Origin of the sequence: Janthinobacterium aestuarii (assembly GCF_046113285.1) — a bacterium.
In the GTDB taxonomy this organism is placed as follows: Bacteria; Pseudomonadota; Gammaproteobacteria; order Burkholderiales; family Burkholderiaceae_D; genus Janthinobacterium.
Genome location: NZ_CP142524.1, coordinates 530,249 through 552,132 on the forward strand (window position 1 = coordinate 530,249; position 21,884 = coordinate 552,132).

Here is a 21,884-nt window from a genome sequence, read left to right on the forward strand (position 1 = left end):
CTGGCATTGAGGATGCCAGGTATGTCAAGAATGGGTCTTTATTTTACTGAAAACGGTTAACGCCATCTTCAAGAAAGATTGCGCATATTAATCCCGAATGAGAGTATCATAATATTCAAAAAAAAATATCAAACACATAATACTCTGTCGCAGTAGTACGTTCAGTCAGGTCGTCCATCGACGATTGCACACTCGGGAACGCCTGTGAATTCGTTCAAGTGAGCAAAGGAAAGTAATATGATTTTAGTGACTGGTGGCGCCGGCTTCATCGGTTCCAACTTTGTAAGAGACTGGCTGGCGCTCAACGATGAGCCTGTAATCAATTTTGACAAACTGACCTACGCTGGCAATCTCAGCAATCTGGCCAGTCTGGAGCAAGACCCGCGGCATATCTTCGTACGCGGCGATATTTGCGATACTGCCCACGTCTCCCGCCTGCTGGCCGAACACCAGCCCCGTGCCATCGTGCATTTTGCCGCAGAGAGCCATGTCGATCGCTCGATCCATAGCCCCGGCGAATTCATTACCACCAACGTCAACGGCACCTTCAGCCTGCTCGAGGCCGCACGTGCTTACTGGTCTGGCCTGACAGGCGACGCCAGGGACGGCTTCCGTTTCCTGCACGTCTCGACCGACGAGGTGTACGGCACCCTGGGACCGAACGACCCGCCATTTACGGAAACGACGCCGTATGCGCCCAACAGTCCCTATTCGGCATCGAAAGCGGCGTCCGATCATCTGGTGCGCGCGTATTTCCATACCTATGGCATGCCGGTGCTTACCACCAACTGCTCTAACAACTATGGTTCCTTCCATTTCCCGGAAAAACTGATTCCGCTCATCATCAGCAATGCCCGTGCCGGCAAGGCCTTGCCTATCTATGGCGATGGTATGCAAGTGCGCGACTGGCTGTACGTGGGCGACCATTGCGCGGCGATCCGCCGCGTCCTGGAAGCGGGACGCCTGGGCGAGGTCTACAACGTGGGCGGCTGGAATGAAATGGCCAATCTGGAAGTCGTGCATATCTTGTGCGACATCCTCGATACGCTCGATCCCAAGGCGTCCGGCAGCTATCGCGAACAAATCACCTACGTACTGGATCGCCCAGGCCACGACCGTCGCTATGCCATCGACGCGCGCAAGATCGAGCGCGAACTGGGCTGGAAGCCGGCCGAAACCTTCGCCACTGGCATCCGCAAGACCGTCCAGTGGTATATGGACAACCAGGTCTGGGTACGTGATGTGCAGTCGGGCGATTACCTGAAGTGGGTAGAGAAAAATTACGCGGCACGCGACACAGCCGAGGAGCAGCAATAATGGGAAACGCCATCGAACGCAAGGGCATCATCCTCGCAGGCGGTTCCGGCACGCGCCTGTACCCTGTCACCATGGCCGTGTCGAAGCAGCTGCTGCCCGTGTATGACAAGCCGATGATCTACTATCCGCTGACCACGCTGATGCTGGCTGGCATACGCGACATCCTGATCATTTCCACACCACAAGATACGCCGCGCTTCCAGGAGTTGCTGGGTGACGGCAGCCAGTGGGGCATCAAACTCAGCTACGCCGTGCAACCCACGCCGGATGGCCTGGCACAGGCGTTCATCATTGGCAAAGAATTTGTCGGCAATGCGCCATCGGCCCTGATTCTGGGCGACAACATCTATTATGGCCATGACTTTGAAACGCAGTTGCGCGTAGCCTCGGCACGCACCAGCGGCTCGACCGTGTTCGCTTACCATGTCACCGATCCGCAACGCTATGGCGTGATCGATTTCGACGCGCAACGTCACGCCGTCAGCATCGAGGAAAAGCCGCTCAAGCCAAAATCGAATTACGCCGTCACCGGCCTGTATTTCTACGACAGCCAGGTCTGCGACATCGCCGCCAGTATCGTGCCTTCTGCGCGTGGCGAGCTGGAAATCACGGATGTCAACCGCGCCTACTTGGAACGCGGCCAATTGAACGTCGAATTGATGGGCCGCGGCATGGCCTGGCTTGATACGGGCACCCATGAATCCTTGTTGGAAGCGGGCCAATTCATCGCTACCATTGAAAACCGCCAGGGCTTGAAAGTTGCCTGCCCCGAGGAAATCGCTTACCGCAAGGGATATATCGATGCCGCCAAACTGGAGCAGCTAGCCCGGCCGTTGAAGAAAAACGCCTACGGTCAATATCTGTTGCGTTTGCTCGACGACAAAATATTCTGAGGTGCGCTGCGCTTTCCACCTAGTTCATACGATACCGATATACCATGCAAATCCAGACCACAGCCATACCTGACATATTGATACTCGAACCGACGGTATTCGGTGACGACCGCGGCTTTTTCTATGAAAGCTTTAACCAGAAGCGCTTTGCCGAACTGACCGGCGTTACGCGCTCTTTCGTGCAAGACAATCATTCCAAGTCGGCCAAGGGGGTGTTGCGCGGCCTGCATTATCAGATCCAGCAGCCGCAAGGCAAACTGGTGCGCGTCACCGCCGGCGCAGTATTCGACGTCACTGTCGACCTGCGTAAAAATTCGCCAAGCTTCGGTCGCTGGGTCGGCGTGGTGCTGTCGGCTGCCAACAAACGCCAGCTATGGATTCCCGAAGGCTTCGCCCACGGCTTCCTGGTAACCAGCGACAACGCTGAATTTTTGTACAAAACCACCGATTACTGGGCGCCGGAATTTGAGCGTAGTATCTTGTGGAATGATCCGGCAATCGGCATCGACTGGCCGCTGGACGGCGAACCGCTCTTGTCGGGCAAGGACAAAGCCGCGACGTTGCTGGCCCATGCCGACGTCTTTGCCTGAGCACGGCAAGACAGCCGTGCCGCATTCACTGGAACAATTATGATCCGTATCTTAATTACAGGAAAAACCGGCCAGGTTGGCTACGAACTGGAACGCAGCCTGCAAGGCCTGGGAGAAATCATCGCGCTCGACCGCAGGCAGATGGATCTGGCCGATTTGACCCAGGTACGCGACATGATCCGCCGCCTCAAGCCGACGCTGATCGTCAACCCGGCCGCCTACACCGCCGTCGACAAAGCGGAAAGCGAGCCAGAGTTGGCCATGCGCATCAATGGCGAGGCGCCGGCTGTCATGGCCGAGGAAGCAAAAAAATTAGGTGCTGCAATGATTCATTACAGCACTGATTATGTCTTTGATGGATCGAAAAACGGTCCCTATGTCGAGACCGATCCGACGTGCCCTGTCAATGTGTACGGCAGTAGCAAGCTGGCCGGCGAACAGGCGATCCAGGCAGCCGGCATCCCGCATCTGATCCTGCGCACCAGCTGGGTCTACAGCATGCATGGAAAGAACTTTCTGCTGACCATGCTCCGCCTGGCGCAGGAGCGCGACGAGCTCAGTATCGTTTCCGACCAGGTCGGTGCACCCACCTGGAGCCGCACCATCGCCGACACCACCGCGCATATCGTGGCGCAAAGCGTCGTTGCCACGAACCGCCAAGCGTGGTGGGACAAACGCTCTGGTTTATATCACTTGACGGCACAAGGACAAACCAGCTGGTTCGGCTTCACTGAGGCGATCATGGCACATGCCTCGATTGCCAAGAAGCCGCGTCTCAGACCGATACTCGCGCAAGCCTACCCGGTACCCGCACGGCGGCCTGCCAATTCGGTGCTGTCTTCGGAACGGTTGAAGAAGGCCTTCTGCGGATTGCCGCAGTGGCAGGATGCGTTGAAACTATGCCAGGACTGAGGATATAAAACATGTAAGAGAAACAATTGCCGTTGTAAAGCTGAACTAGCGGGGCAAGCCAGGTCCCGAGCTGCTCAGGCGGAGCCGACAGAATGCTGGTCAACTACCGGAAGTCCAAAGACCTGATCGTTGAAAACGATATCCATGTTTGCCATATGGTCCAGGTCCTGAAGAGGACGTCGCAGCCATGCGCGGCACTTCACAAATTTGCCAAGTACTCGCCATCCCGCGTAAAATGCAGGCTTCGCGGGTGTAGCTCAATGGTAGAGCAGAAGCTTCCCAAGCTTACGACGAGGGTTCGATTCCCTTCACCCGCTCCAATGAAAAACGGCGAAAAACTGTTTTCGCCGCTCCACAAAGCAAAAATTGCTCCACAAAAGGCGCTCAGGCGAGCTTTTCAGGGCCATGGTTGGATTGCCGTTTGTGCAATAAATTTCACTCATTTCAATTGTTGTATAAGCAATTTCTCCATCTGTTCGCGGATGAGAAACTTGCATTAAAAGCCACAATCCTACCCGGAATTTTAGATGTCTTGACTTGTGAGTTTGGATTATTACATATGTGATATTCAGCGATGACGCGTAAGTATATGATTTTTAGGTGTATTATCTTGAAAATTCAACTTAATCTTTTGCGCCATTTAAGAAAAGCAGGATCGCTATGCCAGACTTCCAACACTTTGACCTGAAACTTTTAAATCCGTCGTTCGACTCACCACTTGTCGATGTTCTCACGGAACTGGAACACTTGCGGCGATTGCAACTTGGGGGCACAACGCCCGCGTCAACCTTCTTCCAGCTCAAGCATATTTTCCACATGCTGGAAAGCCTCGGGTCTGCGCGAATCGAGGGCAACCATACGACTCTTGCAGACTACGTCGAGACTTCGGTGGAAGGGGGCACGAACGATAGCGACCAGGTGCGCGAGATCTCCAACATCGAAAAGGCGATGCAATATATCGAGGATGTGGTGACGCCGAATTCTGCGGTCTCGGAACACTTCATCCGGGAGCTGCACGCGCTGGCAGTGCATGACCTGGAGAGAGAGGGCGACCGCACGCCTGGCGCATATCGAACGGGAGCGGTCCGCATTGCGAAGTCAGACCACCTTCCGCCAGATCCTGTCCTTGTACCTGGTTACATGGAAGAGCTGATGGGGTTCATCAATCGAGATGATCCTCCCAAGTATGCCTTGATCAAGGTTGCCTTGGCACACCATCGTTTTGGTTGGGTCCATCCCTTTAGCAATGGCAATGGGCGCGTCGTGCGTTTGATGACCTATGCTCTCCTGATCAAGTACGGCTTCAACGTCAAGACCGGCGGACGGGTGTTGAACCCGACCGCTGTTTTTTGCAATGACCGCGAGCGCTACTATGCGATGCTTTCATGCGCGGACAAGGGAACAGATGAAAGCCTGGATCGCTGGTGCACTTACGTTTTGCAAGGCATCCTGGATGAACTGCAAAAAGTGGACCGGCTGACCGACTACACTTTCTTGAAGGAAAAAATCCTGATTCCCGCGCTTGCCTATTCGGTCCAGCGGCAATTGATTACGCATGAGGAGCAGGCGATTTTGCTTGAGGTGGTAAAGCTGGGCACCGCAAAATCTGGCGATCTGGCCAAGGTGATGCCTGGGCTAAATCCAGCTCAGCGCACCTACCAGATCAGGCGCCTGGTGGAGGGTAAGATGTTGCAGCCCATTAAGCCTGGCGCACGCCAGTACACGATGTGCTTTACGAATAACTACCTGCTTCGCGGGGCCATCAACGCGCTGTCGAACGAGGGCTTCATCTCCGCATCCTTGCTTGGCCCTGCGTAAGCAGGCATGCAACGCGGCTTACCGCGTCGGCTCGACGATCTTCCCGCGTCGCAGGTAATGCCGTTGCGTGGTCCTCACGCTATCGTGCCCTAAAAGATCGCTGGCCGCCTGGTCTCCGTGTTGGTCCGAGGTGTCGTCGGCGGCTTTTGCGCGGAGGTCATAGAACCAGAATTTTTTGATCTCCGGTAGCAATTCGGGATTCTTTTCGGCAGCCAGCTTTTTCGCTGCATCGAATTGCGAGCGCAGCGCCGGACCCGTCAGGCGCTTGCCGTGGGCATTCACCAGCAACGCGGCAGTGACGATGCTGCGTGTCGCCTTGCGTGCCTTGATGCGCTCAATCAAGGCGGCGAGTTCGCCGACAACCTTGATGCGCAAGGGCTGTTTGGTTTTCTCTTGTGTTACGACCAGGTAGCCACCGATGATGTCGCTTTCGGTCATCTTCAACGCGTCGGCAGGCCGCTGGCCAGTCAGGTAGGCAAGATCCATGGCGTCGCGCAAAGGGGCGCCCGCATGCCCCCATACCGCCTCGAATACTGCATCTGTGATGTACACGGTGCGCTTGGGCAGGGAGTGGCCCTGTATGCCCTCGCATGGGTTTGGCAGGTCGGTATAGCCCCAGCCGCGCGCATGGTTCCACATGGTCGAAAACACGCGCTTGCAGCGATTCGCCGTAGTTGGTTTGTCTGCACGATCGTCCAGGAACTGGCGTATGTGCATCGGCTTGATCTGCGCAAGCGGCGCCTCGGAAAATGCCGCCAGCAAGTGCTTGATGTCGGAGCGGTACATGCGGGCTGAGCTGGCGGCAAGCTTGGGCACCGCCTCGACCAGATAGCGCTTCTCGACATCGGAGAACGTCGCGTTGGCGATGACCTCCACCACGATGTTCAGTTCAGCATATTTTTTCAGCGCCAGGATGAAGTCGGGCCCAAGTGGAATTTCCTTGCGCGGCTTGTCCTTGGTGTACATGTAGTAATACACCTTGCCGCTGCGCTGCGTGCGCGGGTGCATGCACGGCGGCATATTCAAATTACGTGTGTTTCGTCGACCCATTTTTATTGATCCTTGGCATTACCCATGTTTTTTCCCGTGGCGCTTCCTTGCGCCCCTCAACTGCAGCGACCGCGACAACCGGCCGCCCGATGGCGTTGACCCAAAAGGGGAGGCCCATCTTCCGCAGCGCCTCAATTTGCTTCGTTTTCATCTTCCGGCCGGTCAGGGCGCAGATCTCATCCATGGACAGGAACGTGCTCATATGGATTTCCTTATGCTTGCACCGCGCAGCGTTGAGCCAGGGCCACCAGCCAATGCGCCAGCTCGGGCGGCGTATGCTCGCGTTCCGCCTTGCCGCATTCCGGCCGCCAGCCCGGATCTCCTTTCCGGCGCCGCTCGCCGGCGCGGTTGCGGCCGGACGGGGCGATCACATGCGACGCGTCGCCCAGGACGATGGGCATAGCTGGTATTTGAGCGGGCGCACAGCCGACGATGTACAGCAAGGTGGCCTTTTCCGCGCGGTGGCCAAACGAGCTTTGGAAAATCGGCAGCGTCCAGCCGCCAAATTTGTCCCGCTCGCCGATCGCTGGCAAGCCGCAATGAGGCCAAAGGGTCGAGCGCTTCGGGTGCTCGAGCACGCCGCCGAACTTGCGCACCTGGGCGACGGCCCACACCGCGAGTTCCTTTTCGTCCGGGCGCGGCCTGGCCAGGTGGCGCAGCGTGCCCCAGGAACGGCAAGGCGGATGCGCCACCACCGGCACACCACCTGGCCAGGCGCGGGCGTCGCGTTCCGCATCCCAGGCGTCAACAGCCGGCATGGTCTTGTAGATCGAATTGGCGCGCACGAACAAGGCCGCCACGGCCGGTACTGAGCGTTCCGCCGTCATGCTGGGCACCCCACGGGCGCGATTGCCTTCTTGACCGCCTCGATGGCGCCCAGCGGCACGGCGCGGAACATGCCCGGCCACTGGTGGTCCAGCTCCACCCACGCATGCAGCTCGCCATTGCCGACATCGCGGCGCAGGTCGTTGACGGTGCCGGCTTGGTAGCCTTCATCGGTATCGAATGTCACGCGGTCGCCCAGGGCGATTTGCCGCGGCGAATTGGTCAGGGTGTTCAGCATTGCGGTGCTCCTTTCAGTTTGGCGGTAACGCCGCACACGCCGAAGTGGTCGAGGGCGGCCTGGATCGCGTCGCCGCTGGAAGCGGCAATCGCGGCGTATTCAAAGCGTTCGGTTTGCGTGCGAACGATCACGGCATAGGTGCTCATGTGCCATTTCCTTCATGGGGTGGGTTGTCGGGGACGATCAGCCGGGGATAGGGGCAGGCGTTGACGGCCGCCCAGGCGGCAATCAGGGCTGTTTTTGCCTCGTCGGACAGATTGGGCACGGGCGCCGCCGGCGGCGTGGCCGGGGCAGGGCGGTCGGGGTGCGTACAGTTATTTACACGAGTCCGAGGAACGGCAACCCCAACAGCCACCGCGCGCGCGCCTGTGGCCTGTACCGGCGTCCACGTATGGCGCACGGACTTGAAGACCACGCCGATGAGGTCGCTGCAGCGCACGCCGTAGGGCGTGGTGCGCAGCGTTTCGCCGTAGCGGCCGATGACGGTCTTTTCGTCCTTGGCCAGGGTGACGACCAGTTCCTTGCGCGGCACCAGGGCGCCGCCCTGGGCGCGCAGGTATTCGGCCCAGCAGGCGCGCTTTTCGCCGTCGATCTTCTGCACGGCGTCCCAGGCGCGGCGCATGGCGGCCGGGGCTTCGTTGAGCATGCTTTCTTCGATGCGGCGCAGTTCGCGCCACACGGTGACGGGCGCGCCGCCCCATTGTTGGAATTGGCGGATGCCCCAGCATGCGGCCCAGGATTCGACGCGCGCCGAAGGCGTCAGCTCGATGTCGCCTTCGGTGTCCGCCGTGACGACATAGCCTTCTTTCGTCTTGTGCTCGGCCACGCCGTCGATGTTCTTGGCCACGTACTTGGCGATATAGCCGGCGGCGCTGCCCTTGGTCCAGTCGATGCGCTTCACGTCCAGGCGGCGCGCGAAGGCGCCCGGTTCGCCACGGTCCACGCGCCAGGCGTAGCGCTTCATGATTCGGATGGCGCGGCCGGCCACGTCCTGCAGGTGGGCCGTCTTGTATTTCGCGGTCGGACGCACGAACAGCAGCAGATGCCAATGCGGGCAGCCGTCATGATGCGGCTCGGCGATGCGAAAGCCGTACAGGCCGATGCCACGGCGCGCCAGTGCGGAGCGGCACAGCGATGTCATCTTGCCCAAATACGCATTGGCCTCGCGCGGCGTGGAACCGTCGAACTTGTCGTTCGGCTTGCCGCTGTGCTGCATGGCGTGGAAGCGCGATGGGCACGTCCAGGTGATGAAAATGCCCTGGTCGCCGCACTCGCGGGCGATCTGCTCGAAGCCGTTGATGCGCAACATCAGCTCGCCGCGCCGGATGGCCTTGTTGGCAGTGGTCTTCTCGGCCAGCTCGGCGATGCTGAATTGCTGGCCATTCTCGTTCTGCACCAGGGTGGCGGCCAGCGCTGCCGCATTGCGGCGGTTTTGCGCAAGGCGCGACAGAACGGCGTCGTTGCTGGCGTAGGGCTCGCCGCGATAGTTCACGTAGCCCAGGCGGATATTGCCCGCTTCAAAGGCGCGCTTGACGCGCTTGCGCAGTTGGCGGCGCCACCAGCGGGCGTCCACCAGGCGGGCGATGGTGTCGGCCAGCGCGTCGAACTCGGGCAGCTCGATGCCATACGAGGCGCATTCGTCTTCCATGATCTGCAGGGCGTGCGTGTCGGACACGGCCATCCACAGCATTTTGCTCACGCCGGCCGCTGCACGCTCGGCGGTGGCCACAATGTCGGCATCGCTCTGCGACAGGTCGACGCCGGCCGGCACATACTGTTCGGCAAACTGGCGCACAAAGCTGGTGGCGACGGATTCATAGACTTTATGCCAGGACGACCAGGCCATCTTGGCCAAGGCGGCCGTGATGACGCGGTTACGCCATTTGTAGGGAATGCGGGCCAGTTCGGGCGCGAACTGGGCGGAGCGCAAAAAGGCTTCGTGACGCTGCGGGGCAGGCAGCAGGATTTGTTTAGATTGCATTCAATAGTCTTTCGTACACACGGATAGCGGCAGAGGTGGCGGCGCGCAGTTCGATGCGCTCTTCCTCGGTAAATGAATGGATGGGCGATTCCCAGCGGTCGGCGTCCATGCCGGCGGCGATCAACACGGAACGGCGCGCGCCGCGCGGCGACAATCCCCATGCCTGGGCCATGAAGGGCGCCAGGTTGCGCGGCTTGATGCTGCGTAGCTGGGCCTTGGCTTCGGCGATGGCGGCCAGCGCATGCCCGGCGCCTGGTGGCGTCGGCATGTCCTTGTCGCGCGCGGCCAAAATTTCGGCGGCAGGCTGGAAGGACAGGTGATTGTCGATAAGGGACGCCGGCATGGTTCAGTCCTTGATGAAGCCAATGGCCCGCAGCACGCCGGGGGCAATGACGATCAGGAGCGACAGCAGCCAGATGCCGCAGGTCTTGGCCAGGCGCAGCATCAGCGTGCTCCTGCCTTGAAAAAATGTTCTGCCCAGTACGGAAGCGTGTGCGATGCGCCGCTGCAGTGCCGGGAACCCGCTTCAGTGGCGAAAATGTAGTTCACCTCAATGGGCAGCTTGCCGACCAGGGCGCGTTGCTTGGCCGGCGCGAAAAAGCCGTCACGCTCCAATCCCTGCGCATCGCTGACGATGAAGGTGAGATTGGCCGCGCCGTAGGCGTGATAGGTCTTGGCAATCTCATGGATGCGGGAGGTCAGCGCCGCGATGCCGATGCCCGCGCTGGCTTGCAGCAGAAAACACGTCGGTGCCACGGGGACAATACAATTTTGCAAGGTCGGGCGGATCGTGCTTGATGCCATGGATGTGCCGGCATGACTGGTGGCGTGCAGCGTGTTTTCCATCGGTTTTCCTTATTTCAGGTTGAACGAATCCCGCACGCTCAAAAGGGAGCGCTGCAGGGCACTGCAAAAGAGGGGAGTTACGGCGGCCGGGTTACGGCGGCGCGAGGATCGGGATAGCCATCAGCAGCCCGCAGTCAGGTCCAGGGCCAGCTGGCTGGTGGCTGCCGCGCGCGCATGTTGGGACATCGGGATGCGGATATCCGGCTTGGGCATGGCGGACAGCGAGAGGGTGCGCAGTACTTCCAGGCCTGCCACGAAGGAGTGCCCGCATTCGGGGTTCTGGCACATGTAGGTGATTTCCTTGAACATGGCGGACATCGTGCGGCTCTTGACGGCGCGGACGGTGTATTCGCAATGCGGGCAGGGCAGGCCGATGACTCTCATTTCAGCTTTCTTTCCACTTGGTACAGGGCGCGACCGCGACCCGTCATGTTTTTCGACTGTATGCGTAAGCGCGACTTGACGAGCCATTCAGCCGCCTGATCGATACTTGCCAGCCCCTGGCGTTGGCGCACGAGTTCCAGCACCGCGCGCTCTTCGTCATTGAGGTGAATTTGATGGTCTGGCATTTTCTGTAACTTTAGAGTTGCTCAAAAGTGACTCGGTTTAAACGCTGCGACGCTGTACGCTGTCGATAGTGGCGTCATCCAAGGCTATCACGGCCAAGGCTTCACGCATCACGATCTGGCGCACCAGCACCGCAAGCTCTTCGCCCTGGTAGTTGGCAATCGAGGAAACAAGCTGGTGCTCGTAATCGTCCAGGCGCAGCATGACGCGGTGGCTGCGGATACGTTTTGCATCGGGGTACATGACGTTGTCCTTAGTGAATGGATTTGGAAGCGAGTTCACGCTTGTAATCGGCGAGGCCGCGAAGGATCAGGAAACGCAAAAACCAGGCACGGGAGCGCTCAAGTTTTTCTGCGTAGGCTTCGACCTCATTCACCTCGTCCGATGTCAGACGGACGCCAAGAGGCTTAGTCGTGACGCCCTTGGCAGTGCGCCTCGCTATGGATACGTTTTTCATAATGTTATGATGTGTAATCGCTACAGGATGGCGTAACTATAGTATGTCAAAACATACTTTTCAATATAGATGTATGGATAAAAATATTTTTGGTGATAGGTTAAGGCAGGAGCGAACACGCTTGGGTCTTACACAAGAAGCGTTCGCGGCAATTGGTGGCGTGAAAAAACTCGCTCAAATTAACTATGAGCAAGGAAAGACCTTGCCTGATGCTAGCTATCTGGTCGCGTTGGCAGGCGTAGGGGTCGACATTTCGTATGTGATGCTTGGAGTGCCGACCAATAATTCTTTGACTGACGATGAGAACGAGTTGTTGGTGGGATATCGGCACCTGGATTTGCGGGGAAAAGCACGAGTACTAGGTGTTATAGAAGGAATTGCAGAGCCAGCAGTTACACCACCTTCCAGATCAGTCGAGCGCAATACGCAAATGGTTTTCCACGGTAAAGTTGGCCAGCAAATCCATGGCGATATTACTGCTCCCCAAACGATCAACGTTGGTCGCAAAAAAAAATCACCTACGTAAAGCGCGGCGGAAAGATAGGCTATCGTTGGTATGGTCAGCAGTTAGATGGAAAGTTACAGCTCTAGCGCCTTTGCTCTTTGCGTGCTGCTGGCCGCAACATAGATGCGAAACGATGCCTTCCATGGTCAATGAGATTGTCAATAATTCATGTTACTTCAATGGCAAGGCATATACCGTCGGTGTTGTAATTGAGACAGTGCGAGGTATTAAATGCGAGTGCGCTTCAGCAACTTCTGATGGCCTACCAACTTGGGTGAGCTCAACGTGGAGTTAGCTATCTAAACTAAGCTATGACGCAGCCATTCGGGCGCGTTTCTCTGGATGAGGCCAGATTATGAAAGACGAAGTGCAATCAGGCTACAAGCCTGTACAGGACGATGTGCTGAAGACCTTGGGCGTTGCGGTAATTGCGGGACAGGGTGTCGAGCGCCTGATGAGTACTTGCCTGACGTTCCCATTGCACGGCGAGCCACTACAGACTGTGGAACAGCTTCAGACGCTGCTTGAGCGGCATTCGAAAGCCACTTTGGGGCAACTGCTCAAAGCGCTGCGACAGCGTTTGGATCTGCATCCGACCTTCGACGGCCAGTTGGATCGCTTCCTCCATTCCCGCAACGTCATCGCGCATCGGCTAGATGACGTGCCCGGCGGTTTTGACCTACATTCCGATGAAGGACGGGGACGGTTAAAGGCTTTCCTGCTCCAGTACATGGATGACGGTCAAAACGTCAGCATGGTATTGCTTGGTGTGTTGCGGGAATGGGCACGTCAAGAGGGTATTGATCTTCCCAGCGAGCACCATATGAGCCAGCGAATGCAGAACCTACTTGACTCCAATATCGTGCCGAACCTTGAAGAATTGATCGGGTCTAAAGAACGTAGCGAGCATCCCAAAGTCTCAAATGCGGACTAACGTGTCCAACCTGGCCGGCTGCAACCGACCTCTCTTCGGTGGGAGCACTTCTTAATCGACAACCCTCCGCCGCATCGGCATTTTGTGCCTTGAGCTAGGCGCTAATGCCGCAATTAGCGGGCGGCAGTACCTCGCCTCATTGCCTCGACGTTGCCCACTTTCGCCAAAGTCACGGATCTCTTAGCATTACTTAGGTTGAGTTTTTACACTGGAGCAGACTGGCAGCAACCGACCAACAGCCTCCATTCGGAGATATGTGAAACTTGTTTTCTCATATTTTTTATTCTCCACAATGAAGCGCTGCAGGCGTCTTGGTTCAGTCTGTCAAATACAATCGACAGCGGCATACCTTGACCGGAAAGTAATCTTCAGTGGATTTCCGTGCGACTAAGTAAATAATTGGTCAAATCCGCTAATTCCTGCATAAGCATTGGAGGATGCGAGATCGGGGCTAGCCCGTGAGCATCAGCCATACGGATCTGTCTAGCTTCTTCTAACAGCCGCATCTGGCTGGGACTAAGAAAACCTGAGGCAGCGAGTTCACGAATAAGCGAGTGTGGAGCGACACTGGATCGCCCGGCACTTCCGCGACTCAATGCCGCTCGCCTCAAAATTGCTTCCAACGCCGCCCATAGGATCAGCATCGCTGCTCTGCGTGCGCCAACGCTATTTGCTTTATATGACTCTTCAAGCATATCCCGAATTTGTGCAAGATTCGGTTCTCGCTCATCTAAAATTTTCTGCGGAGGACGCTGAGTGGATTCTTTATTGGAAAGACGCAAAGAATCAAGCACGCCATTTTCGAAGGACGCTATTACGCCTGAGGCAAACACAACTTGACTGGATCCTTCGCCAATCAGGGAGCACCCGCTTTTACGCGCAAGCGTCATGAATTCCGGTCTAGTAGTTGCCCTCCACAATGTGATGTCTTCCAAGAAGAGCGGCGATGACGGGGCATTGGTTCGATCAGATCCCTTAGACTCAGGCCTCATCGAAATTTGAATTTCGTGCAGTCGAGGAGACTTTGCAACCGGAGTGCGAAGAAACGTCAGTTGAATTTCCCCATATCGCAAAATTAAGGGGTTCAACTTACGAGACGTCTCGTGTGGCGTACCGCATTCGTCCAGTACATCTGTAGGGCTGGAGCTCAGCACTACTGGCCCCAGCTCTCCAGATTTCAAGAAATTTTGTATTTTTGCCATTTCTAGGCCCAACGTTGAATTGCGATTTTGAGTAACTTGAACTCGAACATCCTACCATTTGCTAAGTGTGCAAGGGAGTCCTCAGTATCGACAGCGAGCATATAAACTGTCGCCATGTCTAGTTTCTCGATCCATGACTGTCTAATCTTAGGATCCTTTATACAAATTTCCATTGCTTTCTTAATCGCAGCTTTAACGAGGTTTTCCGCTGTGCCGCTAAATACTGAGCTGAACATTACACGGCCCTCGTGATCTGGCCTCAAGGCGAGTTCGATGCCATTTACTTCGATGTGGCATCCTTTCACAACCCAGTCGGGCGCAATTTTGTGGGGGCTACACATCCAACCGCCAAGTATGATAAGGAATCATTCAGCTACCTTTAGGGGCAATTTTTTCAACGAAGCTTCCGCGTCAGGATATGACGTTTTTGTTTGATCGATAATGCTCTAGTGTAAGGCTAAGCTGGCTCGGTCACAACGTGATTAGACTTCTGCAGAAGATTTTGGTTTTTTTAAAATTCCCGTTGATGCCAATTTCTTCTTTTTTTGCCACGTAATCTTTTTAGACGATCCTAAGGAGTACGCCGGCGCGCACATGCTGGTCCAGGTTACGCGAGATGCTAAGCTCCTACACTGTACAGCGTAAGAGCTCGGCATCTCGCATCTAACGTAGGAGTGATCTGGATGAAAAAAATTCATCTTCCTCAATAGGGCGAAAGCAGCCTTTGAGCGGAAGTAAACACCCAAATTCATGCCGTTTCTGCGCCGGATGCCGCGTGCGAAGGTTTCCACGGTTCCTCGCTGTTCTCGCGGATGATGTCCCGCACTTCTTCGATAAGCTTCCAAGTGTGCAATGCTGCCCGCTTGGCGGCCTGCTTGCTCTTGTAAAGATGCTCCAGCGTCTTGAGCGTGCCCGAAGCACCAGCCTGCTCCTGCCCCGCCTTTTTCTTCTTCGCCGCCACATCCTCCCATTTGGCCACCACGCCCGTGATGCCTTCGTCCGGGTCTTTCTCTTCCTCACGCTCGGCCTCCACCGCTTCCGTCTTCGTTTCAAACTCCACGCGCGTGGTAAAGCCGTTGCCGCCCAAGGTGTGTGTGACCTTGACCGATAGCCATTCGGTGGCGTCGATCTCGGGCTTGAAACCTTGCACGGTCACGGGCGATTGCGGGAACACGGCCGGGTTGCCCAGGGCCAGGCTCATTTCAAAGGTGGCCAGGCCGCGCAGGATGCGCTGCCATTCGGCGACGGCCGCCGCGCGCGCGTCCGTTTCGTTGGCGAAGGTGGTGCGCAGGCGCTTGCTGTTGCCGGGCACGCCGGCCACGACGCTGCGGCGGCGCGCGTAGCGCTCGTCGTGCCAGAAGGCTCGCACGCCCGTGTAGGCGTCGCTTTCGGCGCTGTGGTAGCGGTGGCCGTCGCCCAGGGCGCGCGTGATGTCGATGACCGGCAGTGCCTTGCCGCTGGCGGTGCGGCTCTGGTTGATGGGGATGAAGAGCAGGGTGTCATTTTTGACGGTGGCCACCGCGTCGTATTTCCTGCCCAGCCGGCGCAGGAAGGCCGCATCGCTTTCGTGGGTCTGGTCGATGTGCTCGATGGCGGTGTCGCGCAGGCGCGCCGACACGCTAGAGGCCAGCTCGTTGCGAAAGGCGATGGCCTCGATGATGGCGCCCAGGGTGGTCTTGTGAAAGCTGTGTTCCTGTTGCTGCTTGAAGGTGTCGATCAGGTTGGCCGACCTGGCGCGCAGGGTGATGGTGTCGGGCGCGCCGCTGTGCTCCACCTCGTCGACGGTGAACTTGCCCATGTCCACCAGGCCGGTGGCTTGCCAGCCCAGCGCCAGGGCGATCTGCGCGCCGCGCGGCGGCAGGGCCAGCTTGCCGTCGCTGTCGTCCAGTGCAATGTCGAGCTGGTCGCTCTCGTCGCCACGGCACAGGGTCAAGGTTAAATTGATTAGCCGCGGTGAAACGATGGCCGTCAAATCCTTGTCCTCGATGCTGACCTTGAAGGCGGGGATATGCTCGCTCATTTGAACTTGTCCGCCGCGTTGCCGATGGCGCCGCTGATGCTGCCGCCGATCTTGTCTTTCAGCTCGCTGACCACGCCGCCATATTTCGACGTGATGCCGCCGACCACGTTGCCCACCACGCTGCCCACGGCATTCTTGGCCGCGCCCGCGATGCTGCTGGTCATGCCGTCGACGCTGAGCATGTTTTTCAGGTCGCCGATGTCGCCCAGGCCGACCATGGCCAGCACGCCGTCGTCGTCGCGCTTGAGCGCAATCGAAAACTCGACGCGCCGCGCGCCGCCGCTGCCGTCGAGGATGCTGCGCCCCTCGGTCATGCTGGTGATGCGGTAGGAGCCGAGTATGCGCCCCGTGCCCTGGATCAAAATCCACGATTTGCCCGTGTCGGCCATCATGCGCAACGCATCGAGCGAGTACAGGGAGCCGGTCAGTTCCGGCGCCACCCAGCCCGACAGGGTGATGGTGTCGTCGCCGGGCCCCACGTACTGGTGCGCGTCGCGCAGGCCCACGCGCGCCGTGCTGGCGTGCTTCCATTCCGTTTGCCGCTGCAGCTCGTGATACGCCAGCGTCGGCAGGCTGAACACGAACATTCCTAAAATCATCATCATGGTGTTTTTTCCTTGTTAATCGTGGTCGCGCAGGGACGAGCGGATGCGCGCCGCCTTTTCGCGGTCGCGTTGTTCCATGGCCGCATACACGGCCCGGGCGATGGCCTGCGGATCGGAACCGGCTTGCGCCTGGATGGTGATATCGATCTTGTCGCCCTGGATGGTCATTCCGGCGCCGAACCCGCCCTGGGCCAGCGGCGCGCGAGTATCGAAGGCGCTGGCGGGCAAGGCCGTGGCCGTGCCGATGGCGATGCCGGCGCCCAATTGCGTCAGGCGCTGCGCCAGGCCGGATACCTTGGCAATCGGTGCGCCCTCGCTGCGGTCCAGGCCCACGGCCAGGCCTTGCATGGTGTAGTCGCCGAGCTGGGCAAACACACGGCTCGGGCTGTGGATGCCCAGCTTTTCCTTGAACCAGGCAATGGTGCTGGAACCGGCATTGCTGATGGCGTCCTTGACGGCGCCCATGGAACCCGTGATGCCGTTGACCAGGCCGCGCAGGATGTTGGCGCCGAATTCGGTGAACTGGGCCGGCAGCTGGATGCCGAACCAGCTCAACACGCCCGAGAATGCCTGGTAAAACACGCCGACCGGTGACCAGTTGATAATCAGGGCGGTGATGCTGCCCATGCCGCCGACACAGACCGCGCGCAGGCGCGACCAGATGTCGGCAAAGAAGGCGGAAATGGGCGCCCAGGATGCGGTGATGCGCTGCAGGATGCTGGCGCCAAACTCGCTGAATTTGGCCGGCAGCGCGATGCCGAACCAGCCCAGCACGCCCGCGAAGGCGCGATAGAACAGGCCCAGCGGTGACCAGTTGACGATCAGGCTGCTGACGCCGCCTATGCCGCCGGCAAAGGCAGTCTTGATGTGCGACCAGATGCCGCTGAAAAACGCCTTGATCGGCTCCCAGTATTTGTAGATCAGGAAGGCGGCGCCGGCAATGGCAGTCACGGCCAGGCCAATCGGGTTGAGCATGAAGGCGCGGCCCAGCCACAGCACGGCGCGGCCCGCCCACATGAAGGCGCCGCCGAGGCCGCGCAGGATGGGCGTGAGCACGCCGCCCGTCACGCCCATCTTGGCGAACATGACGTGCAGCATGGCATACGGGCCGATCAGCGCGGCAATGCCCAGCATCAGCGGGCCGAGCACCAGCAGCAGGCCGGCCAGGATGGCAAAGGCGGTAATCATGACCTTGGCCACGGTCGGGTTGCGCTCCATGAAGCCGTTCAGGCGCGTGATGGCACTGATGGCCATTTCCAGTCCCTGCGCGTACAGCGGCAGGATTTTTTCGCCCATGGTCAGTTTCAAGTTGGCCAGCTTCGACTGCGCCTCCAGTTCCTTGCCGGCGGCCGAGTCGCGCCCCAGCTTTTCCAGCCGGCCGATATCGGCGGCGCCACGGTTGAGCTTTTCGTTCTTGTGGATTTGCCCGCGCTGCAAATACATCTGCGAATACAGGTTCGAAGCGGTGCGGTTCGAAAAGATGCTGCCGATGGCGTCGAGCACCTGGTTCTTGTCTTTGATGCCTTTCTTGGCCAGTTGCGGCAACAGCACCTTTTCCATCCATTCAAACTGATTTTCGCGGAACAGCTCGGAACCCAGCAGCGCGCCAGGATTGAGGAAGGAAAGTTGTCCCGCTTTATCATGCGTGACCTTGCTTTTGTCGCCGATCAGGCCAAATTCTTCCAGTTTCCTGGCCGAGCGCTTGGTGGTGCGGCCCTGGTACAAGTTCTGGTAGGCGCTCATCAGGGACGTGCCGACGCGGTTGCCGCTCATTTCCTGCACCAGCGGTTCCATCTGGTAGTAAAAGGCGTCATCCTTCAAGCCCTTGGCCGCGATGCCGCCCGTCTTGATCATGTTCAGCCATTCATTCGGCCCGACGCGCCCGCCCGTGGCGGTGATGACCTGCTGCACGATGTTGGCCTGGGCTTCGAACTTTTCCTTGCTCTCCAGGCCGCCGCGCAGCTCGATGACCTTGAGCATGTCCATGAACTTGCGTTCGTTGTCGGCGCCCTCGGCCTCGCCAAAGAAGGCGTGGTTGGCAAATTTCATTTTTGCCAGGGTAGGGGCGACCATTTCCGCGTGGTGCACGTCGGCAAAGGCGCTCATGCCGTCGCGCATCAACTGCAGGTTGTCGAGCTGGCTGGTGCCGTAGGTCTTCATGTTGCGCGCGAAGGCGACGGCCTCGGCTGATACCTTGTCGCCCAGGCCCAGCGCGTTGACCCTGCCCACTTCCGTTTGATAGTGCTTGGCCTCGTTCAGCCCCTTGACGACGGGTGCGCCCAGCACGGCGCCCGTGGCGGTAGCACCGGCGCCGGCCATGGCCAGGTTGCCCGCCTTGTTGCGCAGCTTGTCCGCATGCTGGGTGGCATTGGTGACGCGCTGCTGCTTGGCGGCTGACGCGGCCAGGCGCTTTTGTTGCGACGCCAGCTCAACGTTGGTCAACTGGATACTGTTCTTAAGCCACTCCTGGGCCTTGCCCAACTGGCGCGTGTCGATGCCGGCCTCCTTGAGGCTGGCGCGCAGGGCGCGGAATTGCTGGCTCTGTTCTCGGCCTTTCAGCGTCAAGGCCTGCGTGACCTTCGTCGCCGCCTTCAAATCACGCGTCATGGCGCGTGTAGGAGACTCGGTCTGTTTTATGCTTGCGGCCAGCTCTTTTACTTTTTTTTGAGCTTCTTTCAGCTCAACCCCCGTTGTTCGAATACCGCTATGTAGTTCGCGGAATTTCCCAAGGTTCCTTTGCTGCGTGTTCAGTTCACGCAAGCGGTCGCTGGTGGCCTTCAAGGCCTTGGCCGTGTCGCTGGAGCCGCCCATGATTTTTTTCAGCGGGCCGGTAATCTTGTCCAGTGCCGCAAATACCACCTGTAATTTCAGATCCCGACCAGCCATCTATTCCGCTCCGCTTCGTTGCCGGGCGCGTTCGCGCCAGGCCATCAGTTCATCAATCGTAAAGCCGTCCATCGCCGCCGGCGTCCAGTGGAAGACGCCGGCAATGTCGGCCATGGCGTCTTCTACTTCGCCGGGGATACCGAAAGGCGATCGGCTTTGCTCGCCAAAAAACCGGCAACCTCGGCGCCCACGGCCAGCAGGTCGGCCGGGTCCATGTTGGCGATGTCGTGCGCCGTCAAGGTCGGCTCGGTGATGCGCGGCAGCACGATCTGCAGGGCCGACACGTTCAGGTTGGCCAGCTCGATCAGTGAAATGCCGCGCAGCGCGCCGGCCTTGGGTTTACGCACGGTGAGCGAGGTGATGAGGCTGTCGCCACGCTTGATCGGTTCGTCCAGATCGATGACGGCGCTGTTTTGGGTATCGTTGTGCATAGTGTTGTCCTGGTAGAGTGGTGGTGAGTAAAAAAGGGATTACAGGCCGATGGCCTTGCGGATGGCCGCGTTGGTGTCGCCGCCGCCGAAGTTCTCGGTGCCGCTCATGAAGTCCAGTTCGATGACGGTGGCGCCGTCGATCAGCAGCTTGTAGTAGCTGCAAGCCATGGTGTATTTGTGCGTGGTGTCGTCGCCCATCTTGGCCGCGCCCATGTCGATTTCCTTGTAACGGCCGCGCACGACAACCTCGACGGCGGCGACCGTGCCGTCATCGTCTTCCTGGTAGGCGCCGGCAAAGCGCAGTTGCACGGCGCCGTGCGCGTGCGCGCCGTACTGCTTCAGCGCTTCGGCGATCAGGCCGCCGCCGCTCCATTCGAGCGACAGCGCCTCGTTGCCGAAGTCGACGGACACGGGGCCGCTCATGCCGCCGGCGCGGTACTCCTCCATCTTGCGACTCAGTTTCGGCAAGGTGACCTCCGGCACCATGCCCAGGAAGGACACGCCGTTTTGAAACAAGTTGAAATTTTTCAGTTTGCGGGGCAGGCCCATAGTGTTCTCCGTTGTTCAGTTGCGCCCGCGCGGGCGCGGGCAGGGTGGTGATGTGGGCGATTACGCGGCGATGCGCGAGGCGAAGTCGGCCAGGTAGCGGTCGGTAATGCGCTGCTGGAAGCGCAGGTTTTCCAGCGGCGGCACGGGCGTGTAGTCGTAGTCGATGGCCAGCTTGCCGTCTTTCAGCGCCGTCTTGTCGTTGTACTGCTCGTCATACCAGGCGTGGCCGTCGATGATGTAGCCTTGCAATTTCAAGTCGCGGAATTTGGCGTTGATGCTTTCCAGCATGTCGCGCACCAGCGACGGGTGCAAGGGCAGGTCGACAAAGGTGAAATGTGCCTCGGCGATGGTGTCGGCCAGCACTTGGGCCGTGCGCGTGTAGTTCTCGAAATAAAAGAAGCCGCCCGGCGCCTCGCAGGTGCGCGAACCCCAGAAGCGGTAGCCACCCATGTTAATCAGGGTGGTCACTTCCTTGGCGTTGAGCACGCCGGCGTCGGTGGCCGGGTCTTGCAGGTCGAAAAATACGTCCTGGGTTAAGCCGGTCGGGCCGTTGATGACGACGTTCGACAGTGTCTTGTGCCAGCCCGTTTCCTCGTCGATCTTGGCGCGCAGGCCCATGGCGTAGGCCACGGCGGAAATACTCGCCTCCTCGTCGATGGCGGTATCCCAGTTCACAAAATCGGGCCAGATAATCATGACCTCGCGCTGGCCGAACTGGCCGCGATAGGTGGTGGCGGCCACCACGTTGCTGCAGCCATACGCGGAGGCATACACGAAGCTGCGCAGTTGCTGCGCCACGCTGGCCAGGGCGTTGGTGACGGCCTTGGTATCCAGGCCCGGCGCGCCCAGGATGCGCGGTTTCACGCCCAACTTGCTTTGCGCGGCCAGCAAGGCTTTCACGCCCAGGTATTTGCCATCGGGCGACACGCCGCCCACCACGTTGGTGGTGGTTTCCGCTTCCGTCTCGCCTTCGGCCACGCGCACGACGATGGTCAGGGGCTTGGTTTGCGCGGCAATCGCTTCCAGCGCGCGATACAGGGTGCCCGTCTTGCCGGCCTTGCCCATGGCGGCCAGCACGTTGGTGACGAGCACGGGCGTGTCGAGCGGGAAAGCGGCCGGGTCGGCGTCGTCGGCCGTGGCGATCAGGCCCAGCACGGCCGTGGAAACGGTGCGGATGGGGCGCGAACCCTCGTTGATTTCAATGACGCGCACGCCATGGTGGTAGTCGGTGGCCATGTGGCTCTCCTGGTGAGTGGTG

General features: G+C 58.9%; 27 protein-coding genes and 1 tRNA gene. 8 read left to right on the forward strand and 20 right to left on the reverse strand.

Annotated elements, in window-relative coordinates:
• Window positions 1–237: 237 nt before the first annotated feature.
• From rfbB to OX462_RS02320, 6 genes are all read left to right on the forward strand, one after another.
• Entirely contained in the window at window positions 238–1,317 is a 1,080-nt protein-coding gene (gene rfbB, locus OX462_RS02295; RefSeq protein ID WP_070220508.1) for a dTDP-glucose 4,6-dehydratase, read from the forward strand.
• Window positions 1,317–2,210: a glucose-1-phosphate thymidylyltransferase RfbA gene (gene rfbA, locus OX462_RS02300; RefSeq protein WP_070220506.1), complete on the forward strand. Its 894-nt coding sequence runs from the start codon at window positions 1,317–1,319 to the stop codon at window positions 2,208–2,210. The genes rfbB and rfbA overlap by 1 nt, the downstream gene beginning before the upstream one ends.
• 44 nt (window positions 2,211–2,254) lie before the next feature.
• Window positions 2,255–2,800, forward strand: coding sequence for a dTDP-4-dehydrorhamnose 3,5-epimerase (gene rfbC / locus OX462_RS02305; RefSeq protein WP_070220504.1), 546 nt, complete (start codon window positions 2,255–2,257; stop codon window positions 2,798–2,800).
• Between the two features lie 39 nt (window positions 2,801–2,839).
• Window positions 2,840–3,712, forward strand: coding sequence for a dTDP-4-dehydrorhamnose reductase (gene rfbD / locus OX462_RS02310; protein ID WP_409027670.1), 873 nt, complete (start codon window positions 2,840–2,842; stop codon window positions 3,710–3,712).
• 246 nt (window positions 3,713–3,958) lie between these two features.
• Window positions 3,959–4,032: transfer RNA gene (locus OX462_RS02315), tRNA-Gly, on the forward strand.
• A 340-nt stretch (window positions 4,033–4,372) separates the two neighbouring features.
• Window positions 4,373–5,530, forward strand: a complete 1,158-nt coding sequence (locus tag OX462_RS02320; protein WP_121670606.1) for a Fic family protein — start codon at window positions 4,373–4,375, stop codon at window positions 5,528–5,530.
• An 18-nt stretch (window positions 5,531–5,548) separates the two neighbouring features.
• On the opposite strand, the gene OX462_RS02325 is transcribed toward OX462_RS02320, so the two are convergent.
• The 12 genes from OX462_RS02325 to OX462_RS02380 form a co-directional block, all read right to left on the reverse strand.
• Window positions 5,549–6,538 (reverse strand): tyrosine-type recombinase/integrase, encoded by a 990-nt coding sequence (locus OX462_RS02325; RefSeq protein WP_240453463.1) that lies wholly within the window; start codon window positions 6,536–6,538, stop codon window positions 5,549–5,551.
• A gap of 19 nt (window positions 6,539–6,557) precedes the next feature.
• Window positions 6,558–6,782 (reverse strand): DUF4224 domain-containing protein, encoded by a 225-nt coding sequence (locus tag OX462_RS02330; protein ID WP_121670604.1) that lies wholly within the window; start codon window positions 6,780–6,782, stop codon window positions 6,558–6,560.
• A gap of 10 nt (window positions 6,783–6,792) precedes the next feature.
• On the reverse strand, window positions 6,793–7,407 hold the full coding sequence (locus OX462_RS02335) for a hypothetical protein (RefSeq protein ID WP_205602302.1): 615 nt from the start codon (window positions 7,405–7,407) through the stop codon (window positions 6,793–6,795).
• Window positions 7,404–7,643, reverse strand: a complete 240-nt coding sequence (locus tag OX462_RS02340) for a hypothetical protein (RefSeq protein ID WP_121670603.1) — start codon at window positions 7,641–7,643, stop codon at window positions 7,404–7,406. The genes OX462_RS02335 and OX462_RS02340 overlap by 4 nt, the downstream gene beginning before the upstream one ends.
• The gene (locus tag OX462_RS02345; protein WP_162995787.1) at window positions 7,637–7,789 is read right to left on the reverse strand and encodes a hypothetical protein; all 153 of its coding nucleotides are present in this window, start codon (window positions 7,787–7,789) and stop codon (window positions 7,637–7,639) included. Before OX462_RS02345 ends, OX462_RS02340 begins: the two co-directional genes overlap by 7 nt.
• Window positions 7,786–9,624, reverse strand: a complete 1,839-nt coding sequence (locus OX462_RS02350; protein WP_409027671.1) for a replication endonuclease — start codon at window positions 9,622–9,624, stop codon at window positions 7,786–7,788. Before OX462_RS02350 ends, OX462_RS02345 begins: the two co-directional genes overlap by 4 nt.
• Window positions 9,614–9,967 carry a hypothetical protein gene (locus OX462_RS02355; protein WP_034745810.1) on the reverse strand — a complete coding sequence of 118 codons (354 nt, stop codon included), beginning with the start codon at window positions 9,965–9,967 and terminating at the stop codon, window positions 9,614–9,616. The genes OX462_RS02350 and OX462_RS02355 overlap by 11 nt, the downstream gene beginning before the upstream one ends.
• Before the next feature lie 101 nt (window positions 9,968–10,068).
• On the reverse strand, window positions 10,069–10,470 hold the full coding sequence (locus OX462_RS02360) for a hypothetical protein (RefSeq protein ID WP_409027672.1): 402 nt from the start codon (window positions 10,468–10,470) through the stop codon (window positions 10,069–10,071).
• A 120-nt stretch (window positions 10,471–10,590) separates the two neighbouring features.
• A complete protein-coding gene (locus OX462_RS02365; protein WP_034745818.1) occupies window positions 10,591–10,854 on the reverse strand; it encodes an Ogr/Delta-like zinc finger protein in 264 nt (87 codons plus the stop codon).
• On the reverse strand, window positions 10,851–11,039 hold the full coding sequence (locus OX462_RS02370) for a hypothetical protein (RefSeq protein WP_035825591.1): 189 nt from the start codon (window positions 11,037–11,039) through the stop codon (window positions 10,851–10,853). Before OX462_RS02370 ends, OX462_RS02365 begins: the two co-directional genes overlap by 4 nt.
• Window positions 11,040–11,076: 37 nt before the next feature.
• A complete protein-coding gene (locus OX462_RS02375; protein ID WP_035820909.1) occupies window positions 11,077–11,280 on the reverse strand; it encodes a hypothetical protein in 204 nt (67 codons plus the stop codon).
• A gap of 10 nt (window positions 11,281–11,290) precedes the next feature.
• Window positions 11,291–11,494 carry a YlcI/YnfO family protein gene (locus OX462_RS02380; RefSeq protein WP_409027673.1) on the reverse strand — a complete coding sequence of 68 codons (204 nt, stop codon included), beginning with the start codon at window positions 11,492–11,494 and terminating at the stop codon, window positions 11,291–11,293.
• A 73-nt stretch (window positions 11,495–11,567) separates the two neighbouring features.
• Here OX462_RS02380 and OX462_RS02385 point away from each other — a divergent pair, with 73 nt between their 5' ends.
• Both OX462_RS02385 and OX462_RS02390 read left to right on the forward strand, forming a co-directional pair.
• A complete protein-coding gene (locus OX462_RS02385; RefSeq protein WP_409027674.1) occupies window positions 11,568–12,020 on the forward strand; it encodes a helix-turn-helix domain-containing protein in 453 nt (150 codons plus the stop codon).
• Window positions 12,021–12,354: 334 nt separating this feature from the next.
• The gene (locus OX462_RS02390; RefSeq protein ID WP_409027675.1) at window positions 12,355–12,933 is read left to right on the forward strand and encodes a hypothetical protein; all 579 of its coding nucleotides are present in this window, start codon (window positions 12,355–12,357) and stop codon (window positions 12,931–12,933) included.
• A 368-nt stretch (window positions 12,934–13,301) separates the two neighbouring features.
• Here the strand turns inward: OX462_RS02390 and OX462_RS02395 are convergent, their stop codons facing one another.
• The 8 genes from OX462_RS02395 to OX462_RS02430 form a co-directional block, all read right to left on the reverse strand.
• Window positions 13,302–14,135, reverse strand: a complete 834-nt coding sequence (locus OX462_RS02395) for a hypothetical protein (RefSeq protein WP_409027676.1) — start codon at window positions 14,133–14,135, stop codon at window positions 13,302–13,304.
• Window positions 14,136–14,883: 748 nt separating this feature from the next.
• Window positions 14,884–16,155 carry a phage late control D family tail protein gene (locus OX462_RS02400; protein ID WP_409027677.1) on the reverse strand — a complete coding sequence of 424 codons (1,272 nt, stop codon included), beginning with the start codon at window positions 16,153–16,155 and terminating at the stop codon, window positions 14,884–14,886.
• The gene (locus tag OX462_RS02405; RefSeq protein ID WP_409027678.1) at window positions 16,152–16,760 is read right to left on the reverse strand and encodes a phage tail protein; all 609 of its coding nucleotides are present in this window, start codon (window positions 16,758–16,760) and stop codon (window positions 16,152–16,154) included. Before OX462_RS02405 ends, OX462_RS02400 begins: the two co-directional genes overlap by 4 nt.
• 15 nt (window positions 16,761–16,775) lie before the next feature.
• A complete protein-coding gene (locus OX462_RS02410; protein WP_409027679.1) occupies window positions 16,776–19,646 on the reverse strand; it encodes a phage tail tape measure protein in 2,871 nt (956 codons plus the stop codon).
• On the reverse strand, window positions 19,647–19,760 hold the full coding sequence (locus tag OX462_RS02415) for a GpE family phage tail protein (protein WP_071650284.1): 114 nt from the start codon (window positions 19,758–19,760) through the stop codon (window positions 19,647–19,649). It lies immediately after the preceding gene.
• Between the two features lie 8 nt (window positions 19,761–19,768).
• Window positions 19,769–20,077: a phage tail assembly protein gene (locus OX462_RS02420; RefSeq protein ID WP_409027680.1), complete on the reverse strand. Its 309-nt coding sequence runs from the start codon at window positions 20,075–20,077 to the stop codon at window positions 19,769–19,771.
• 39 nt (window positions 20,078–20,116) lie between these two features.
• On the reverse strand, window positions 20,117–20,626 hold the full coding sequence (locus tag OX462_RS02425) for a phage major tail tube protein (protein WP_409027681.1): 510 nt from the start codon (window positions 20,624–20,626) through the stop codon (window positions 20,117–20,119).
• Window positions 20,627–20,686: 60 nt separating this feature from the next.
• Complete coding sequence (locus OX462_RS02430; protein ID WP_409027682.1) at window positions 20,687–21,862, reverse strand: phage tail sheath protein; 1,176 nt, start codon at window positions 21,860–21,862, stop codon at window positions 20,687–20,689.
• Window positions 21,863–21,884: the final 22 nt, after the last annotated feature.

Excerpts from the sequence above, each read along its gene's own strand:
- OX462_RS02370 (WP_035825591.1), bottom strand. The coding sequence starts at position 11,039 with ATGCCAGACCATCAAATTCACCTCAATGACGAAGAGCGCGCGGTGCTG.
- OX462_RS02340 (WP_121670603.1), bottom strand. The coding sequence starts at position 7,643 with ATGCTGAACACCCTGACCAATTCGCCGCGGCAAATCGCCCTGGGCGAC.
- OX462_RS02400 (WP_409027677.1), bottom strand. The coding sequence starts at position 16,155 with ATGAGCGAGCATATCCCCGCCTTCAAGGTCAGCATCGAGGACAAGGAT.
- OX462_RS02325 (WP_240453463.1), bottom strand. The coding sequence starts at position 6,538 with ATGCACCCGCGCACGCAGCGCAGCGGCAAGGTGTATTACTACATGTAC.
- OX462_RS02405 (WP_409027678.1), bottom strand. The coding sequence starts at position 16,760 with ATGATGATGATTTTAGGAATGTTCGTGTTCAGCCTGCCGACGCTGGCG.
- rfbA (WP_070220506.1), top strand. The coding sequence starts at position 1,317 with ATGGGAAACGCCATCGAACGCAAGGGCATCATCCTCGCAGGCGGTTCC.
- OX462_RS02375 (WP_035820909.1), bottom strand. The coding sequence starts at position 11,280 with ATGTACCCCGATGCAAAACGTATCCGCAGCCACCGCGTCATGCTGCGC.
- OX462_RS02425 (WP_409027681.1), bottom strand. The coding sequence starts at position 20,626 with ATGGGCCTGCCCCGCAAACTGAAAAATTTCAACTTGTTTCAAAACGGC.
- rfbD (WP_409027670.1), top strand. The coding sequence starts at position 2,840 with ATGATCCGTATCTTAATTACAGGAAAAACCGGCCAGGTTGGCTACGAA.
- OX462_RS02355 (WP_034745810.1), bottom strand. The coding sequence starts at position 9,967 with ATGCCGGCGTCCCTTATCGACAATCACCTGTCCTTCCAGCCTGCCGCC.
- OX462_RS02415 (WP_071650284.1), bottom strand. The coding sequence starts at position 19,760 with ATGGCCGACATTGCCGGCGTCTTCCACTGGACGCCGGCGGCGATGGAC.
- OX462_RS02350 (WP_409027671.1), bottom strand. The coding sequence starts at position 9,624 with ATGCAATCTAAACAAATCCTGCTGCCTGCCCCGCAGCGTCACGAAGCC.
- OX462_RS02420 (WP_409027680.1), bottom strand. The coding sequence starts at position 20,077 with ATGCACAACGATACCCAAAACAGCGCCGTCATCGATCTGGACGAACCG.
- rfbB (WP_070220508.1), top strand. The coding sequence starts at position 238 with ATGATTTTAGTGACTGGTGGCGCCGGCTTCATCGGTTCCAACTTTGTA.
- OX462_RS02385 (WP_409027674.1), top strand. The coding sequence starts at position 11,568 with ATGGATAAAAATATTTTTGGTGATAGGTTAAGGCAGGAGCGAACACGC.
- OX462_RS02430 (WP_409027682.1), bottom strand. The coding sequence starts at position 21,862 with ATGGCCACCGACTACCACCATGGCGTGCGCGTCATTGAAATCAACGAG.
- OX462_RS02345 (WP_162995787.1), bottom strand. The coding sequence starts at position 7,789 with ATGAGCACCTATGCCGTGATCGTTCGCACGCAAACCGAACGCTTTGAA.
- OX462_RS02335 (WP_205602302.1), bottom strand. The coding sequence starts at position 7,407 with ATGACGGCGGAACGCTCAGTACCGGCCGTGGCGGCCTTGTTCGTGCGC.
- rfbC (WP_070220504.1), top strand. The coding sequence starts at position 2,255 with ATGCAAATCCAGACCACAGCCATACCTGACATATTGATACTCGAACCG.
- OX462_RS02320 (WP_121670606.1), top strand. The coding sequence starts at position 4,373 with ATGCCAGACTTCCAACACTTTGACCTGAAACTTTTAAATCCGTCGTTC.
- OX462_RS02390 (WP_409027675.1), top strand. The coding sequence starts at position 12,355 with ATGAAAGACGAAGTGCAATCAGGCTACAAGCCTGTACAGGACGATGTG.
- OX462_RS02330 (WP_121670604.1), bottom strand. The coding sequence starts at position 6,782 with ATGAGCACGTTCCTGTCCATGGATGAGATCTGCGCCCTGACCGGCCGG.
- OX462_RS02360 (WP_409027672.1), bottom strand. The coding sequence starts at position 10,470 with ATGGAAAACACGCTGCACGCCACCAGTCATGCCGGCACATCCATGGCA.
- OX462_RS02365 (WP_034745818.1), bottom strand. The coding sequence starts at position 10,854 with ATGAGAGTCATCGGCCTGCCCTGCCCGCATTGCGAATACACCGTCCGC.
- OX462_RS02410 (WP_409027679.1), bottom strand. The coding sequence starts at position 19,646 with ATGGCTGGTCGGGATCTGAAATTACAGGTGGTATTTGCGGCACTGGAC.
- OX462_RS02380 (WP_409027673.1), bottom strand. The coding sequence starts at position 11,494 with ATGAAAAACGTATCCATAGCGAGGCGCACTGCCAAGGGCGTCACGACT.
- OX462_RS02395 (WP_409027676.1), bottom strand. The coding sequence starts at position 14,135 with ATGGCAAAAATACAAAATTTCTTGAAATCTGGAGAGCTGGGGCCAGTA.